General features: G+C 68.0%; 13 protein-coding genes and 4 pseudogenes. 11 read left to right on the forward strand and 6 right to left on the reverse strand.

Going from position 1 to position 14,507, the window contains the following annotated elements; all coding sequences use genetic code 11:
- Positions 1-163 precede the first annotated feature (163 nt).
- Positions 164-1,132, forward strand: a complete 969-nt coding sequence (locus tag ACFV6V_RS16135) for a transposase family protein (RefSeq protein ID WP_385565028.1) — start codon at positions 164-166, stop codon at positions 1,130-1,132.
- A 30-nt stretch (positions 1,133-1,162) separates the two neighbouring features.
- On the opposite strand, the gene ACFV6V_RS16140 is transcribed toward ACFV6V_RS16135, so the two are convergent.
- Both ACFV6V_RS16140 and ACFV6V_RS16145 read right to left on the reverse strand, forming a co-directional pair.
- Positions 1,163-1,921: a hypothetical protein gene (locus ACFV6V_RS16140; protein WP_385564865.1), complete on the reverse strand. Its 759-nt coding sequence runs from the start codon at positions 1,919-1,921 to the stop codon at positions 1,163-1,165.
- Between the two features lie 683 nt (positions 1,922-2,604).
- Positions 2,605-3,510, reverse strand: coding sequence for a LysR family transcriptional regulator (locus tag ACFV6V_RS16145; protein ID WP_385564867.1), 906 nt, complete (start codon positions 3,508-3,510; stop codon positions 2,605-2,607).
- A 137-nt stretch (positions 3,511-3,647) separates the two neighbouring features.
- On the opposite strand from ACFV6V_RS16145, the gene ACFV6V_RS16150 reads away from it, so the two are divergent.
- Genes ACFV6V_RS16150 through ACFV6V_RS16160 form a run of 3 tightly spaced genes read left to right on the forward strand, consistent with a single transcriptional unit; the run spans position 3,648 to position 5,250 of the window.
- Positions 3,648-4,466, forward strand: coding sequence for an inositol monophosphatase family protein (locus ACFV6V_RS16150; protein ID WP_385564868.1), 819 nt, complete (start codon positions 3,648-3,650; stop codon positions 4,464-4,466).
- A 41-nt stretch (positions 4,467-4,507) separates the two neighbouring features.
- The gene (locus ACFV6V_RS16155; protein WP_385564869.1) at positions 4,508-5,104 is read left to right on the forward strand and encodes an NADPH-dependent F420 reductase; all 597 of its coding nucleotides are present in this window, start codon (positions 4,508-4,510) and stop codon (positions 5,102-5,104) included.
- An 8-nt stretch (positions 5,105-5,112) separates the two neighbouring features.
- Positions 5,113-5,250, forward strand: coding sequence for an STAS domain-containing protein (locus ACFV6V_RS16160; protein WP_385564872.1), 138 nt, complete (start codon positions 5,113-5,115; stop codon positions 5,248-5,250).
- On the opposite strand, the pseudogene ACFV6V_RS16165 reads toward ACFV6V_RS16160, so the two are convergent.
- Both ACFV6V_RS16165 and ACFV6V_RS16170 read right to left on the reverse strand, forming a co-directional pair.
- A pseudogene (locus tag ACFV6V_RS16165) lies at positions 5,229-5,410 on the reverse strand (transposase); the annotation flags it as partial. The gene ACFV6V_RS16160 and the pseudogene ACFV6V_RS16165 overlap by 22 nt on opposite strands.
- 371 nt (positions 5,411-5,781) lie before the next feature.
- A pseudogene (locus tag ACFV6V_RS16170) lies at positions 5,782-6,324 on the reverse strand (IS630 family transposase); the annotation flags it as partial.
- Between the two features lie 157 nt (positions 6,325-6,481).
- Between ACFV6V_RS16170 and ACFV6V_RS16175 the strand changes: the two are divergent.
- The 3 genes from ACFV6V_RS16175 to ACFV6V_RS16185 all read left to right on the forward strand — a co-directional run bounded on the left by ACFV6V_RS16175 (position 6,482) and on the right by ACFV6V_RS16185 (position 7,642).
- A complete protein-coding gene (locus ACFV6V_RS16175; RefSeq protein WP_385565031.1) occupies positions 6,482-6,715 on the forward strand; it encodes a hemerythrin HHE cation-binding protein in 234 nt (77 codons plus the stop codon).
- 86 nt (positions 6,716-6,801) lie between these two features.
- Positions 6,802-7,008: a hypothetical protein gene (locus ACFV6V_RS16180; protein WP_385564875.1), complete on the forward strand. Its 207-nt coding sequence runs from the start codon at positions 6,802-6,804 to the stop codon at positions 7,006-7,008.
- Between the two features lie 232 nt (positions 7,009-7,240).
- Entirely contained in the window at positions 7,241-7,642 is a 402-nt protein-coding gene (locus ACFV6V_RS16185) for a DUF3592 domain-containing protein (protein WP_385564878.1), read from the forward strand.
- Positions 7,643-7,737: 95 nt separating this feature from the next.
- Here ACFV6V_RS16185 and ACFV6V_RS16190 read toward each other — a convergent pair.
- Positions 7,738-8,577, reverse strand: a pseudogene (locus ACFV6V_RS16190) (transposase); the annotation flags it as partial.
- Positions 8,578-8,879: 302 nt separating this feature from the next.
- Positions 8,880-9,647, reverse strand: a complete 768-nt coding sequence (locus ACFV6V_RS16195; RefSeq protein WP_385564880.1) for a MerR family transcriptional regulator — start codon at positions 9,645-9,647, stop codon at positions 8,880-8,882.
- A gap of 444 nt (positions 9,648-10,091) precedes the next feature.
- Between ACFV6V_RS16195 and ACFV6V_RS16200 the strand changes: the two are divergent.
- The 4 genes and pseudogenes from ACFV6V_RS16200 to ACFV6V_RS16215 form a co-directional block, all read left to right on the forward strand.
- A pseudogene (locus ACFV6V_RS16200) lies at positions 10,092-10,187 on the forward strand (MerR family transcriptional regulator); the annotation flags it as partial.
- Between the two features lie 239 nt (positions 10,188-10,426).
- A complete protein-coding gene (locus ACFV6V_RS16205) occupies positions 10,427-10,630 on the forward strand; it encodes a cold-shock protein (RefSeq protein WP_385564883.1) in 204 nt (67 codons plus the stop codon).
- A gap of 1,001 nt (positions 10,631-11,631) precedes the next feature.
- Positions 11,632-11,943, forward strand: a complete 312-nt coding sequence (locus ACFV6V_RS16210) for a TraR/DksA family transcriptional regulator (protein ID WP_385565034.1) — start codon at positions 11,632-11,634, stop codon at positions 11,941-11,943.
- Positions 11,944-12,474: 531 nt separating this feature from the next.
- Positions 12,475-13,995, forward strand: coding sequence for a hypothetical protein (locus tag ACFV6V_RS16215; RefSeq protein ID WP_385564886.1), 1,521 nt, complete (start codon positions 12,475-12,477; stop codon positions 13,993-13,995).
- Positions 13,996-14,507 lie beyond the last annotated feature (512 nt).

The raw sequence follows: 14,507 nt of genomic DNA on the forward strand, positions 1-14,507 counted from the left end.
GTTACGTGATGCGGCTCTGGCGCTGATCTTGTGACGCTGCCGGTGTCAGTGGTGGTTGTGATCATGGCTCGCGTGTCCTTCGCGGAGTTTCGAGGTGGTGTTCCCTCATCTGGCCGACGTCGCGGTGGAGTTGGTCGAGCGGGCTGTGGCCGGGGTAGTCACGATGCATGCGCGGGCTCGCTCGGCGGGTGCGGAATGCCCGCACTGCGGTAGTACGTCAGGCCGGGTGCACGGCCGGTACATACGACGTCTCGCGGATGCCGCGGTCGGTGGCGCCAGAGTGGTGATCGAGCTGCTGGTGCGTCGGTTCAAGTGCCCGAGTCGCGCGTGCCGGGCAGTGACGTTCGCCGAGCAGATCGCGGGGCTGACAAGCCCGCATGCCCGCTACACACCACTGGTGCGTGAGCGGTTGACCTCGATCGCCCTCGCCCTGGCCGGCCGCGCGGGAGCCCGCCTGGCCGCGGCGCTGGGCCTGCGCGTCGCCAATGACACCCTGTTACGACTGGTCCGCGCCACGCCGGAAGAATTCGTCGGACAGATTCGCGTGCCCGGTGTCGACGATTTCGCGCTGCGGAGCGCCATGCGGCCAGCGGTTCGGCGTCCCGGCCGGGCAGCACGTCCACCGGGCGCCGTCTCTCCAGGTCCACCAGGATCGTGGCGTACGAGTCAAGGCCGCCACCGCCACGCCACCCGCACGCCGCCCTGTGTGCCACGACCGCGTCGTATCGTCCGCTGGATCATGACCGACGCCGGAAACCTGACCGCCCATGACGCCGCACACCTCAAGGAGATCCGGACCAGCTGCCCCGAGCTCGACGCCGTCACCCACCACGTCCGCGACTTCGCCGCCATGATGCGTGACCTGCGGGGCGACCAACTGCCCGCCTGGATGGAGCGCGTCCTCGCCGACGACCTGCCCGCTCTCCACTCCCTGATCAACGGACTGAGCCGCGACATCGACGCCGTCACCGCCAGACTCTCCACCCCCTGGAGCTCCGGCCGGGTCGAAGGGCAGGCCACAAGGACGCAACTACTCAAAGGCAAGGATATGGACGTCGAACCTCGACTTCCTCCGCAAGCGCGGACTCCTCACGCCCTGAAGCTGCCCAATCAGGTCAAGACGGCCCCTTGATACCAGGTTAGGCGGCGCGGTGAAGCCGGCTCAATAGCGGTGGTTGGGCCAGTGCGGGTCCTCCCAGCGGGCGGGGCCGTTAAGTCCGATGAGTCGTATGCGGTGAAGCAGTTCCTCGGGAGCGTCCTGGGCTTGAAGCCGCGCAGGGGCATGCCGGACCAACCAGGCCGCGAGCTCGGTGCGCAGGTCATCTGCGTTGTCCCACGCGTCCCATGGAAGTTTGTCGCCCAGAAGGTCATACTCCCAGTGGGCAGCCGCTTCGGCCAGGTGCCGGTCGGCAACGCGGACTTCGAGTGCCTCCCAGGTGTTGAGCCAAGGGCTGAGCGTGGCAGATGCCTCGGCGCACAGCGCGAGGACCTCATACACGGGGACGACCGGATCCGATTCGGCGAGGGTGTGAGCCCACCAGGCACGCAGGAACTCCCACACCGCCGCGCTCTGGTGCGCAGGCCACTGCCGCCAGTCGCCGCGAATGAACGAACGTCCGACCTCGTCCATGCCAAACATGGGCTCCACGAGGCCACTGACCAGCGCCCTGGCGAATTGAGGCAGGATACGGCGCAGCACCGCGCCATGGTCGTTCCAGTCGGGGGCATCCCAGGTGCGACGCAGAAGGTCCGGGTCGAGCACCACGTCCGGGACCTTCAATTGCGCAAGCTCTTCTTCGCTGCCCCAGTGGCAGTCACACTGGGTCTCGTCGCCGCGGGCGGTCATTCCGCGAAAGGTGACGTCCAAGCAGTCCAGAGCACGGTCGAGTCGGAGCCGTGCGGGAGTGTCGTCGGGGTTCATCGTGTCGGCACAGCCTCAGGGGGACTCCGGGTGGCTTCCGCCAACCGAAGATCACAACCCTACCGGGGCCCGTCAGCCATCGTCACGGCAGTTACCCAGTTTCCCAGCCGCTTAGGATGGCCGGGCAACCAAGGCCGGAGGGCGACCGCCAGCGCGTCCTCACCGCAGACGGTGACCAACCTGGCCTGACGGCTGCGAGCATGTCGACGTGCCGCTCCTCGACGCAGCGACCGAACGTCGGCCAGCTCTCCGAATCGTGGCAGCACCTTGAGGACCTACTCGGGCCCCGGCCGAGCCGTGGGCCACCTCCGGGTCCGGCTTGCGGACCGATGTCCTCTTCGCGATGCTCCACGACGGCACCTTCCACGAACACCAACCCGCCCCATCGGCTTGACCAAACCCATAGGGCCCCCGCCAGCACCCGCGCGTACAAGCCGCTGCTGACCGGAGCGGTACGGAGGCGCGGCGGCGGGCCAGCAGCATTGGGGGGGGAGGCAGCCAGGAGGCCGTCAGGACCTTCGTGTTCTGCATTCTCGGCAGACTCGGGCTTCGCGACCGCGTTCAGGGTGGTCGTGTAAGCCTACCGCTGGGGGCTAGTGATCTTGTGCGGGTCCGCACAGCGGCCGGCCGTGCGGCATCAAGGTGGTCGCGTGGACGTACGGGTGGCGGCCGGTCGGCGTCGACTACGACGCTCCGCGCATGGCCAGCGCGGTTCGCGCCAGCCCGCGCAGCCAGGCGTGAGCGTGGTCGGTGTCGTAGCGCTGATGCCACGACAGGTATACCGGTGCCGACGGCAGTTCGAGCGGGAGGGGGAGCACGACCAGGCCGCGGTCGGCGACTGCTGACTGCGTGGTGGCTTCGGGGACGCTGATCAGGAGATCGGTGCCGCGCGCGAACTCCAGCGCGGCCGCTTCCGTGGGCGCGGTCGCCACCACACGGCGGGTGAGGCCGAGCCGCGCCAGGGCGTCGTCGAGGGCATTGCTGAGGTTTCCACGTCGTGAGACGGTGACGTGCTCAGCGGCGGCGTATCGCTTTGCGGTGACGGTACTGACGCGGGTGAGGGGGTGCCCCCGCCTCACGACGAGGACGAGGCGGGTCTCGCCCACCTTCTCGGCGCGGATGTCCGGTGCGCTCGGGCGGTTGGCGTTCGCCTCCAGGTCGACCTCGCCGCGCCGCAACTCGGGTGTGTCCATGCTCGATTCCGCGACGAAGCGCAAACGCACGCCCGGCGCCTCTCCGCGCACGGCCGCGAGCAGTGCGGGGCCGCTCAAGGCGACCAGGGAATCGTGCCAGCGAAGTGTGAAAGTCCGCTCCAATGTTGCCAGATCGAGTTCACGGCTCGGTGCCAGCACCCCCTGGACCTGGTGCAGCAGCTCGTGCACCTGTTCCCGGACGGCGATCGCATACGGCGTCGGGGTCATCGTGCGGCCGGTGCGCACCAGGATCTGATCCCCGGTCGTGCGCCGGATTCGGCCCAGACTCCGGCTCATCGCAGGGGCGGTGACGTGCAGGCGCGCGGCCGCCCCGGCCACACTTCCCTCCTCCAGCAGCGCGTCGAGCGCGGCGAGCAGGTTCAAGTCCAATTGCATATGAGTAATCCTAGACGTGCTTGACATGCATTTGAAGTCAATTAAAGAGCTGTCTACCTTCGAGACGAGAGTGCAAGACGGAACGCACGGCTTGGCTCGACCGGCTTCATCCCCCCTCCTCACACGGGAGTACCACCATGTCCGAAACGCTTCAGACCACTGACGCCTCCGCCTCCGACGCCGAGCTGCTCGGCCAGACCGCGATCGCCGTGCGCGCTGCCGGTTCGGCGCTGAGTGAGCGCTTCGGCGAGGTGGTCCGCTACCAGACCCGCGAAGAGCTGATGCGCGCGCTCGCCGCCAACGACGACACGGCCCTCGACATCCTGCGCCCCCGCCTCACGCGCTTGCGTCCGGAGGCCGGTTGGGTGGAGGACGAACTGGACGGCGGGGCCCTGCCGCCCGGCGAGTGGTGGGTCGTGGATCCGGCCGAAGGGAACGTCAACCACCTGCACGGCCTGCCGGAGTGGGCGGTGACAGCCACCCTCGTGCGTGATAACCAGCCGGTGATCACCGCGGTCCACCTGCCGTTGACGGGCGAGACCTACACCGCGCTCACCGGCGCGGGCGCCTACCTCGACGGCCGGCCGCTGCACGTCTCACAGACCGCGGACCTCGGACTGAGCATGGTGGCCACCAGCCAGGCCCGGCCGGACGAGGACGAGACGGTCGTGCGGCGCGTCGGCTCCTCGATCACCGCGATGCTCTTCGACGCGCTGGTCGTCCGCACCGCAGTGCCCGCCACCCTGCACTTGCTGAACGTGGCCGCCGGCCGGATCGACGCCTTCTGGCAGTTCGCCGGCGCCCGCGCGGACCTGCTGCCCGGGGCTCTGCTCGTCACCGAGGCCGGCGGACAGATCTCCGACGCCGAGGGCCGCCCCTGGACGCCGCAGAGCGAGAGCTTCCTCGCCGCCGCGCCCGGCGTCCACGCCGAGGCCGTCGCCACGCTCTCACGCTGACCGCACACCACAACCTGCACGCACGGAAGGACCAGATCATCATGACCACGATCGCAGTTCTCGGAAACGGCCGCGTTGGCGGCAACCTGGCCACAGCCCTCACCCGGGCAGGACATGAGGTGACCGTGGCGGACCGCACGCCGGGCGCCGCCGCCGACGCTGCCCGGACAGCCCAGATCGTCATCAACGCCACCCCGGGCGCTGGCACCCTGGACCGCCTCGTCGCCCTGCGCGAGGAACTGCGCGACAAGATCCTCGTCGACGTCTCCAACGCCACCGTCGACGGACCGGACGGACTGCCCGCCGACCTGATCTACCCCGGTTCGAGCCTCGCCGAGCAACTCCAGGAAGCACTCCCCGAAACGCGCGTGGTCAAGACACTCAACACCATGCTCTTCCCGGTGATGACCGCGCCAGCCACGCTCACCCAGGCACCCGACGCCTTCCTCTCCGGCGAGGACCCACAGGCCAAGCAGACCGTCCGTGAACTGCTCATCAACCTTGGCTGGAGCAAGGAGTGGATCACTGATCTCGGCGGGATCCAGACCGCCCGCGCCACGGAGGCCGCGATACTGTTCGTGCCGCACGTGATTCGGTCCAGCGGATTCGTGCCCTTCGCGATCTCGATCGCCCGCTGATCCGCACAGTGCACCGCCCCCGGCGGGCCCGCACGGACCTGTCAGGCGTGACCGTCATGGACTCCGTCTGCCTCAACATGCCGCTCCGCCTGCGCTCCCGCGCCGAGGCTGAGGGCAGCGTCCTGACTGTCTGCCACCGCCCGTAGCGTTCCGGCAGGTCACGCCACGGAGCACCGGTCCGCAACCGCACAGCATCCCGTTGATCACCTGCCGGTGATCCCGCCACGGCCGTCCACGCCCATCAACGCCAGGTAACAGGGGTGCTAGCCGCGCCCACGCCACATCCGTCAGCTCGCCACGACCCACCCCAAGATCAATGATCGGGCTGTTCACCACTGGGTTCGCACGCGGGGGCAGGAACGAACAAACTCAACCGGTACGTGGTCGACTGCATCAGGCGTCCACAGAAGGTGTCGACCCGAGTCATACCCCAGTCGATCCGCTCCGGCCCGGCACGCAGACGACGCAGGTGAGCGTGCCACTCCGACTCATCCTGCGTCTCGAAGAGCACCACCCAGCGGCCTGCATCGAGGCCATTGCGAACCGCAACTTGCTGCTGACGTCTTCTCTTTCGCTGCCCTGGCACCGGCTCAGCATCACTGGCTCGACACCACCGAGGCAAGGCCATTGATCACGATCGCCAGACAGTCGGATGGCGATCATTTGTCAGACAAGACCTAGTGACCTGGGTCAGAGACTCGTCGGCAGTAGGCGGCGACTTTGTCGAGGATCTCGTCGGCTGACTTCCTCCAGACGAACGGTCTGGGTTGCTCGTTCCAGTCGGCGAGCCAGGCCCGGATGTCGCGTTCGGGGGCTTGGGCGGAGCGGTGGACGCCGCACTTGAGCCTTTTCTGGGTCAGCCCGGCGAACCACCGCTCGACCAGGTTCAGCCTGGACACGCTGGTCGGCGTGAAGTGCAGGTGGAACCGCGGGTAGGCCAGCAGCCACCGCTTGATGTCGGGCGTCTTGTGGGTCGCGAAGTTGTCCAGGATGAGATGAACCTGCAGATCAGCCGGGACTTCCTTGTCCACATTCGCGAGGAATCTCTTGAACTCCGCTGCCCGGTGGCGGCGGTGGAGGGAGCCGATGACCTTGCCGGTGGCGGCCTCGAGGGCGGCGAAGAGGGTCGTGGTGCCGGCCCGGACGTAGTCGTGGCTGCGGCGTTCGGGAACGCCGGGCACCATCGCCAGAACCGGCTGAGACCGGTCCAGTGCCTGGATTGTTCCAGAAGAAGGAAGACGGCGCGCCGTCAAGGTGCTCTTCACCCCATAGAGCAGACCAGCCCGCGCTGCGCAGCGTGCCTGCCGAGCGCGATGCGGCCCCCGACACGCCGATCACATCCTGGAGAGCATTGAGGAACACCACGCCGTCGTGTGGATGCTCTCCGAGCTCAAGGACTTGGATCCCTCCGACGAGCGCTTCAAAGCCAAGATGAGCGTCCTGATGGAGAACGTGCGCCATCACGTCGAGCAGGAGGAAAAGGAGTGGTTCCCCGACGTCCGCGAGGCCATGGGACGCAATCGGCTCACCGAGGCCGGGGAGCAGCTGGAGGCCGGGAAGAGCAAGGCTCCCCGCAAGCCTCTCGCGGTGCCGAGCGCAGCCAGCAAGTGACGACCGTTGCCCCGTCCTGGGGCATGCGGTTCGGCGCTGGCCCGGCCCTGATGGCCTCTGGCCGCAGCCGCTGGGGTGCTGTGCGCGTGCGGGGCCACCGAACCTCGCTGGACGGCGCGCGCCGAGCGGCCACCGCCTTCGAGGAGACGCTCGCCCGTGCCGACTTCGCCAGGGCAGAGGACAGGCCGCGGGCCCAGGAGCGCAGCTTCCCGATCCCGCCCATCGCCGTCACCTGCACCGCCGCCAGAACCGCACGGCGCCGGGACCCCCATCCTGACGGACGTGTTCCATGACGCGGGCTTACGTCTTTCACAGGACGGTCACCCTCGCCGCGATCAGGCTGTGCCTCCGGTGTTGTCCTCGGCTTCAGGGAGGGAGCGGCCCTTCATGGCCCCCACGACCACGGAAGCCCAAGGAGCCGGTGTGCCCGCCCGCACCTGCGTGAACCAATCGGGCTGCGTGCCGCGTCCTCCTGATGCGCGGCTCGTGCCGGGTGGGCTCTGCGCGAGGGAGAGCAGGGGACGTATGACGGGTGAAACGATCGGCCTCGGGCTGGCCGTATTGGTGGGCCTGGTGAGTCTGTGGGCCGGTGCGCGGGAGGCACGGCTGCAGATGCGGCTGAGTCGGCACGGGCTGCATGCGGAGGGGGTGGTGGTGGACCAGGAGCATCAGCCGGGGGACGATTGTTCAACGCCCGTCATCGAGTTCACCGACCGGCAGGGCCGACCCGTCAGATTCCGGCCCGTCGCGACGGGGCTGGGACTGGGACTGGCCCTCGGAGCCAACGTGCCGGTCGTCTACCTACCCGAAAAGCCGGAAAGCGCAAGGGTATTCACCCGGAAGCACCGCCCATCTCTGATCGTCGGCCTGTTCGCCGGAGCCATGATCTTCCTCGGCGTCGTGGCTGGGGTCGTGCTCACGCGCTGAGCTTGCCCTCTCCTCCGCGGCCCGCAGTTCCGTAGGTGACAACAAGCCGGCAACTGCTGCCTGTCATGCCTACGATGCAGGGCAGGGTTCTTTCCTTGCCGCAGCGGCGCGAAGTGGGCCTCGATCGGGTTGGCCCAGGAGGCGTAGGCTCGGGGTGAAGCACAACTCGACGCGATTCTTCTTCGCCCAGCGGCGGATCGTCTCGCCCTTTTGGGCGGACAGGTTGTCCAGGATCACGTAGATGGGTGCGCCGTCGGGACGGGCCGCCCGGATCGACTTCAGCGCGGTCAGGGTGTTCGCGGCGCCCTTCTTGCGGCGGTTATGCCCCAGAGAGTGTCGTCGCCGACTGAGTAGCAGCCGTGGAAGTACCTGACGCCGTTGGTGCGGTGGTACGTGGCCGGGTGCCATTCGGGGTGGCCGACGGCGGCCCAGCCCGAGCCCATCGTGGGGCGAATGCCGAGGGGGCCGAACTCGTCGAAGGCGAAGACCCGGTCCGGGAAGAGGTCCAAGACCTCCTCGATCCGGTACAGCTTGGCGTCGCGGTCGGGGTCCGGGGACTCCTTCCATGTCTTGGTGCCCAGCTGGGCGATCACCGGGACGCGGTTCCCGCCAGCTGAGGCAAGGAGCATCGTCGCGCGGCGGTAGCGCACGGAGTTGGTGCTGCCCCGGCGCACGACGTCCGACGGCTCGTAGCCCTTGCTGATCTCCGCGTAGGAGACCTCCGCGCCGTCCAGCTCGCAGATCTTCTTACAGCGGATCGGGCTCATGTCCGCGGTGTGGACCTGCCGGAACCGCACACTGCGATCCTCGGACGCAGGCAGCATCTTCACCGGGATCGTCACCAGCCCGAAGCTGATCGCACCGGACCACACGGGGCTCCCGACCGTCGCTCCGTCACCGCTACCGACATCAGCCGCCGCCGTTGTGCCTGCCATGAACAATGACACCTTCGAGGCGCCCGGACTGATCCGGATCGACATCACCGCACGCACGACGGACGCCGCCGCCCTCGTGGTCGAACAACTCGGTGGACTCTGACTGACAAGCACCTCCACACCAACCCAGACACCCGTCCGGACGTCTCCCACCTCCCCGAAGAAGGGCGGCTACGCCTTCCCCGCCTGGAAGCACCTCAGCGATGATTGGGCCTGTCCGATGGGATGAATGCGCTGAGCTCGGCTGAGGTTGACGAGGGGTGCCGCCGGGGTCTGCAGCCCCCGGCAGGCGGATCCGCCGGTCAGCTCAGCCGGGCGTCAGCGTAGAAGACCATCGCATCTCGCTGGTAGTCAGCCAGCCCGTCGGCGATCTTGTTGAAGTTCGCGCGGAACTGGGGGTCATCGACGAAGTGCTGGCCCATGCCCTTGTAAGCGGCCGCGTTCGGTGTCCAGAACCGGCACACGGACTGGTAATGGGCGTCCACCGCGGCCTGCACAGCTGGGTCGGCAACCGGTGTGCCGGCCGCCATGAACTCCGCCATGCGGATCATCTGCGACGTCGCCTCGCGCTGCCAGTGCTCCGTGTCCTCGGCGGTCATCATCTCGACGGCTCGCCGGGACTGCTCCCACGCCTGCGGCCACCGCTCCCGGACCTCGGCATCGTTCTCGAAGCTGGGGGGCTCGAAGCCCTCGAACAGGTTCTCCGGCCTGTTGATCTTCACCATGTCGTTGTTGTCTTTGCCTTCCTCCAGTTCGGCGATGGTGCGGCCGACCGTGTGGGCGAGCGTCTCCAGCCGGTCCCGTTCCGCGAGCAGCCGTTGGTGGTGCTCGCGGAGTACGGCCACCTGGTCTACCTGGCTCTCCAGGACCGCCCGGATCTCGCGCAGCCCCACGTCCAGCTCACGCATCAGCAGGATCTGCTGCAACCGCAGCAGATCGGCCTCCTCGTAGTAGCGGTGCCCGTTGCTTCCGATCCATGCCGGCGGCAGCAAGCCGACCTCGTCGTAGTGCCGCAGTGTTCGGGACGTCACCCCGGACATCCGGGCCACGTCCGCGATCGACCAGGCCATTGCCCTACCTTCCATCGCCGGGCCGGTCTCTCCGGCCCACAGAAGACCGTAGGAGTTGACGCAGCGGAAAGCGCAAGCCGGAAATGGCGGCAGGCACCCGGTCATGCACGGTCTTCCACGCGCCGAACCGTCGGCTTTCGCGGTCCTTCTGCATCGCCGCGTCCGTCGTCTGGTGCTTCTTCGACACGTACTCTCCCGGGTGATCGCAGCTTCCGTCGTGGAGGTGGACGCAGGGGCATCGAAGTGGATTGCGCAAGCGAGTGTTGTCGCGCATCGGGGTTTCCGGCCGGCCGACGGAACAGGGTGGGGTGCGTCCTGGGCGACCGGGCTGCACCTGACTGTGGGTGGGGACTGGGCTCGGCCGCGACGCCCGCACCGGCACCCACCCGGGCTGGTACGCAACCCGCCTTGCATAGGATCCCAGGATGGCAATCACTGGTGATCGTCATCATCCTCGAAGACCAGCTCGAAGAAGCTCAGCGCATCAACACCGAGTACCGCCACGCCGCCGAAACAGGAAAGCCCACGGCCCCGGACTGAGGCGGCCCCCTTCGCCGGGCAGCGGCGGGCCTGCGCACCACTATCGGCCAGAGGGCTAGAGTCTCCCCTGGTGACAGGGCGTGTGGGCGTGTAACGTCTGCGTTAGCTGTCGTGGTTCGGAAGTTCCCCTTTGCCCACGCCTTCGGTGTGGGTGTTTTGCTGTGGTGCCGCAGGGACCAGGGCGATCACCTCCGTCCTCCACATACGTGGCGGGCGTTCATCGACTGGAAGGCTGAGACATGGCTACGGGAACTGTGAAGTGGTTCAACGCGGAGAAGGGCTTCGGCTTCATCGCCCAGGAAGGTGGCGGCCCGGATGTGTTCGCCCACTACTCGGCGATCAACTCCTCGGGCTTCCGTGAGCTCCAGGAGGGCCAGGCCGTGACTTTCGACGTCACTCAGGGCCCCAAGGGCCCCCAGGCGGAGAACATCACCCCGGCCTGACCGCCACCCCGTCGCCGCCGACAGAGCGGCGACCCGGACAACCCACGGGCCACTTCGCTCCCTCGGGCGGCTGGGCTCTTCGACGGCTCGTGCCGGAGACCGCGCAGGACAGGCCCCGGCCCCCGTCAACTCGGGACGCAGTACAGCTGGGGCCGCCCCATACAGCAGCCGCCCACTCCGACCTGAGGGCGGCGGGGCTGAGTTCTGCGGCCGCTGGTACCGATGGTGACCTGGCCGTCGCACCACGCCCCTTGGGGCCCTACCAGTGTCGGTGGGGCCCCAAGGCGCGTCTGAAAGAGGCACAGACGGGGCTGAAACTGACGGTGTCTCAAAGCGACTGTGGGGTACGCGCAAGGTGGCCGGGGGTGGGACGGGCTACGCGCACGGAACCTGCGCCCCTTCCTGCCGCGTCACCGCCCCCGGCCGGCCTTCAACCATTCCCGACGCGGTCACAGATGCGGGGCCTCCCCGAAGCCACGGCCGTGCGGACCCGCTCCCAGGCGCTGGTTGCGCTCTCTTCCGGGGCGAGGGTGCCGTTTCGGTTTGTCGGCGGGGCCTGAAACGATCTCCTTTGCGATGGCCACCAGCAGACGGTGTGGAGGATATCGACCGCGATTGCTCCACGGCTTCGTCGTCGCCGGCATCAACCGTTTCCGCGATGCCCTCACCGCCGACCCCACCCTGCCTGTCGACAAACGATGTCGCTGAGTGAACGTAGCCGAGCCAGAGCCAGCGCCCGGCGGTCACGATCCTTCTCAGCCACAGCCGCCAGTGACCTGAACGGCAATGTCATGTCTTCGCAGGGAGGAACGGATGTGGGGCCGGGAGGCCAGCGGCCCCATTGCAGGACTGCGAAGAGCACGGGAATCGGGGGCCGCGGCCGGGGCGTTGTTGGATACATGGGTGATGCATCCCGATACGGCCATGACGAGCGTAGTGCGTCCACCTCGGCTACCGCCCTCGCGCGTCTCGCGGCCGACCGCGCCGACACTCTCGAACTGATGGCTGCGCTGGCCCGCGACTTCGACGCGATCGTTGCGGCGAACGCCCTGGTGGCGGTCGACGACGAGCACGACCCCGACGGGGGCAGCACGGCCTTCGAGCGGGCCCACGTGGCTGCCCTGATGGCGCGGGCGCGCGAGCACCTGGAAGAACTGGATCAGGCGCTGGGACGCCTCGAACGTGGTGAGTACGGGCGGTGCGAAAACTGCGGTAGAACGATCCCGCCCGAGCGCCTGGAGGTCCGGCCGGCGGCGACCACCTGTGTCCGATGCGCCCCGACCGACCGGCGCCGACCGCCGCGCTCCGCCTGAGTCCGTCCTTGGCGGTTGGCGGAGTTCCGGTTATCCACAAGCATCCGACAGATCACGACGCTGAACCCCGCCCATACCCAGACCAAAGAGCCACCAACGAGCCAGTCACATGATCGGCCGGACAGCTCCTCATAGAACTCGGCCGGCCTGTGCGACCCGGACGATTTTGCCTAAGAGCCCGTGTGCAGCCGCTGGCGAGGGGCTGGGGGACGGGGCGTGGCATAAGTGTGGCGCTGCCCTGGCCCCTGGGGCGTGTTGAGGGCGGGGCAGCCGGGCCGTCCCTACGGTGCTCGTGATTCCCTCGCCTCTGGAGACACCATGAGAATCGTTGCGAGAGCGGGCGGTGCCTGCGCTCTGTTGGCCTTGGGCCTCGTCGTCGTACCGGCCACGTCCGCGCAGGCCGACCCTTTCAGGTCGTCCAACGCCATCGCCTGTGTTGCCGCGGCTCTCAAGGACGCCATCGACGCCGCCAACACCGCTGGGGGCGGCACCATCCGGCTGGCCCCCAGGTGTACCTACACGCTCACCGCGGTGGACAACACCGGCCCCAGCGGCGACCCCAACGGCCTGCCGCTGATCACCACCCCCATCACTCTCATCGGCGGCCCAGACACCGTCATCGAACGCTCCGCCACCGCACCCGAGTTCCGCATCTTCGAGGTCACCGGTCCCGCTGGGGCCCTGACCCTCGATGGCACAGGGCGCGAACGGCAATACGACAACGGCCGGGACCATTACCCGGGCAGGGACCACCGCCCGGGCCGCGGTGACGGCTGGGACGACGGCCGTGACCACCGCCCCGGCAGGGGCGACGGTGACGGCTGGGGCCTGGCAACCGCGCTCCTCAGCGGCTTGGACAGCTACGACCGCGACCGCAGTTGCCGGGACGGCTCGGGGCTGACCGTCCGCGGCGGCAGCAGCACAGACGACGGGGGCGCCGTCTTCGTCGACGACGACCGCAGCCTCACCCTTGAATGCACCACCCTGACCGGCAATCACGCCGACACCGACGGCGGCGCAATCAAGGCGCTGAACAGCGCCAGCATCACCACCACCTCCAGCCGAATCAACAGCAACACCGCTACCCGCAACGGCGGCGGCATCAGCATCGTTCTCACCCTCGAGGACGGCGCCTTCAGCATGAGCCTGAAGAACAGCGAAGTGAACGACAACACCGCCGACGGTGACGGCGGCGGCATCAGTACCACTGCCGGCATTGACGGCCAGGGCACCGTCAACATCAGCCTGAGGAACACCAAGGTCAACGGCAACACCGCCGACGACGGCAGCGGCATCAACACCGTTGCCGGCATCCAAGACGGCGGCACCTTCAGCATGAACCTGAAAAGCAGCGAAGTCAGCGACAACACCGCCGTCGACGACGGCGGCGGCATGTTCACCGTCGTCGGCGTCATCGACGGCACCTTCACCACGAACCTGGCGGACACCAAGGTCAACGCAAACACCGCCGGCGGTAACGGCGGCGGCATCAACACCTCCGCCGGCGTCGAGGACGGTGGAACCGTCAGCACCAATCTGAAGAACAGCGAAGTGAACAACAACACCGCCGGCGAGGACGGCGGTGGCTTGTACACCGTCGCCAGCGCCCAAAGCGGCAGCACTTTCCACACCAGCCTCGAGGGCACCGAGGTGAACAACAACACGGCCAGCGACGGCGACGGCGGCGGCCTGTACACCCTCGCTGCCTCCGACATTGGCAGCACCCTCGGCATCCGCCTCGAGGACTCCGAAGTGAACGACAACACCGCCGTCGGCGATGGCGGTGGCGTGTTCAACCTCACCAGCAACGGCGTCCTCGATATCGACAGCACCACCCTGACGGGCAACCAGGCGGGGTCCCTGGGCGGCGGCCTGTTCCACGACAGCGGAACTGCCACGCTGACCGATTCCACAGTCACCCTCAACCAGGCCACCGACGGCGGCGGCATCTACGAAGCCGGAGGCGACGTCATCCTCAACCAGACCGCCGTCATGAACAACATCCCCAACAACTGCGCACCGCCCGGTGCCGTACCCGGCTGCGTCGGCTGACGCCGCCGCACTCCTGACCGGATCCCCCCACCCCGGCCGGTACGGGCTGCCTCCAGGCCGCCCGTGCCGGCCGAGCTGCACCTCCCGCAAAGTCGCCAGGCGTGGGCCCGGCACCGACGAGGCACCGTAGCGTCAGTGGTTCCATGACCTCAGCAATTCCGCCCATGCGAAATGCGAGCGTGAACCACGGATGTACGCGATTGAGATCTACTGCGGGCAGGCCTGGGTCTCTGGGCGTCACACCACCGACTGCTGCAAGGGCTGGACGACAGATGTGTGATTCGTGTCGTGCCGATGGCGGGCCGTATTGAGCGGGTCCGAGAAGGAGCCTGGCTAAGCGCTGTCCGGGCGATCACGGCCAAGGCGACGTCACGCTTCTTCGACTGCTGGCCCTGTGGCAGCAGACCGCCTCCGTGGCAGGAGAGCAGGTCTTCGAGATGCGACCGACGCGATTCAGGCGAAACTGGTGAGTAGGACCGGCATCGAGGGAGGGTGCCGGGCCGCCCAGGAGC

This window comes from Streptomyces sp. NPDC059828, from assembly GCF_042731955.1.
Lineage (GTDB): Bacteria > Actinomycetota > Actinomycetes > Streptomycetales > Streptomycetaceae > Streptomyces.

What these genes read in the sequence shown, in the direction of transcription:
- ACFV6V_RS16150 (WP_385564868.1), top strand. Translation starts at nt 3,648, where the DNA reads ATGTCCGAAACGCTTCAGACCACTGACGCCTCCGCCTCCGACGCCGAG.
- ACFV6V_RS16135 (WP_385565028.1), top strand. Translation starts at nt 164, where the DNA reads ATGCATGCGCGGGCTCGCTCGGCGGGTGCGGAATGCCCGCACTGCGGT.
- ACFV6V_RS16185 (WP_385564878.1), top strand. Translation starts at nt 7,241, where the DNA reads ATGACGGGTGAAACGATCGGCCTCGGGCTGGCCGTATTGGTGGGCCTG.
- ACFV6V_RS16155 (WP_385564869.1), top strand. Translation starts at nt 4,508, where the DNA reads ATGACCACGATCGCAGTTCTCGGAAACGGCCGCGTTGGCGGCAACCTG.
- ACFV6V_RS16210 (WP_385565034.1), top strand. Translation starts at nt 11,632, where the DNA reads ATGGCTGCGCTGGCCCGCGACTTCGACGCGATCGTTGCGGCGAACGCC.
- ACFV6V_RS16140 (WP_385564865.1), bottom strand. Translation starts at nt 1,921, where the DNA reads ATGAACCCCGACGACACTCCCGCACGGCTCCGACTCGACCGTGCTCTG.
- ACFV6V_RS16195 (WP_385564880.1), bottom strand. Translation starts at nt 9,647, where the DNA reads ATGGCCTGGTCGATCGCGGACGTGGCCCGGATGTCCGGGGTGACGTCC.
- ACFV6V_RS16145 (WP_385564867.1), bottom strand. Translation starts at nt 3,510, where the DNA reads ATGCAATTGGACTTGAACCTGCTCGCCGCGCTCGACGCGCTGCTGGAG.
- ACFV6V_RS16175 (WP_385565031.1), top strand. Translation starts at nt 6,482, where the DNA reads ATGCTCTCCGAGCTCAAGGACTTGGATCCCTCCGACGAGCGCTTCAAA.
- ACFV6V_RS16205 (WP_385564883.1), top strand. Translation starts at nt 10,427, where the DNA reads ATGGCTACGGGAACTGTGAAGTGGTTCAACGCGGAGAAGGGCTTCGGC.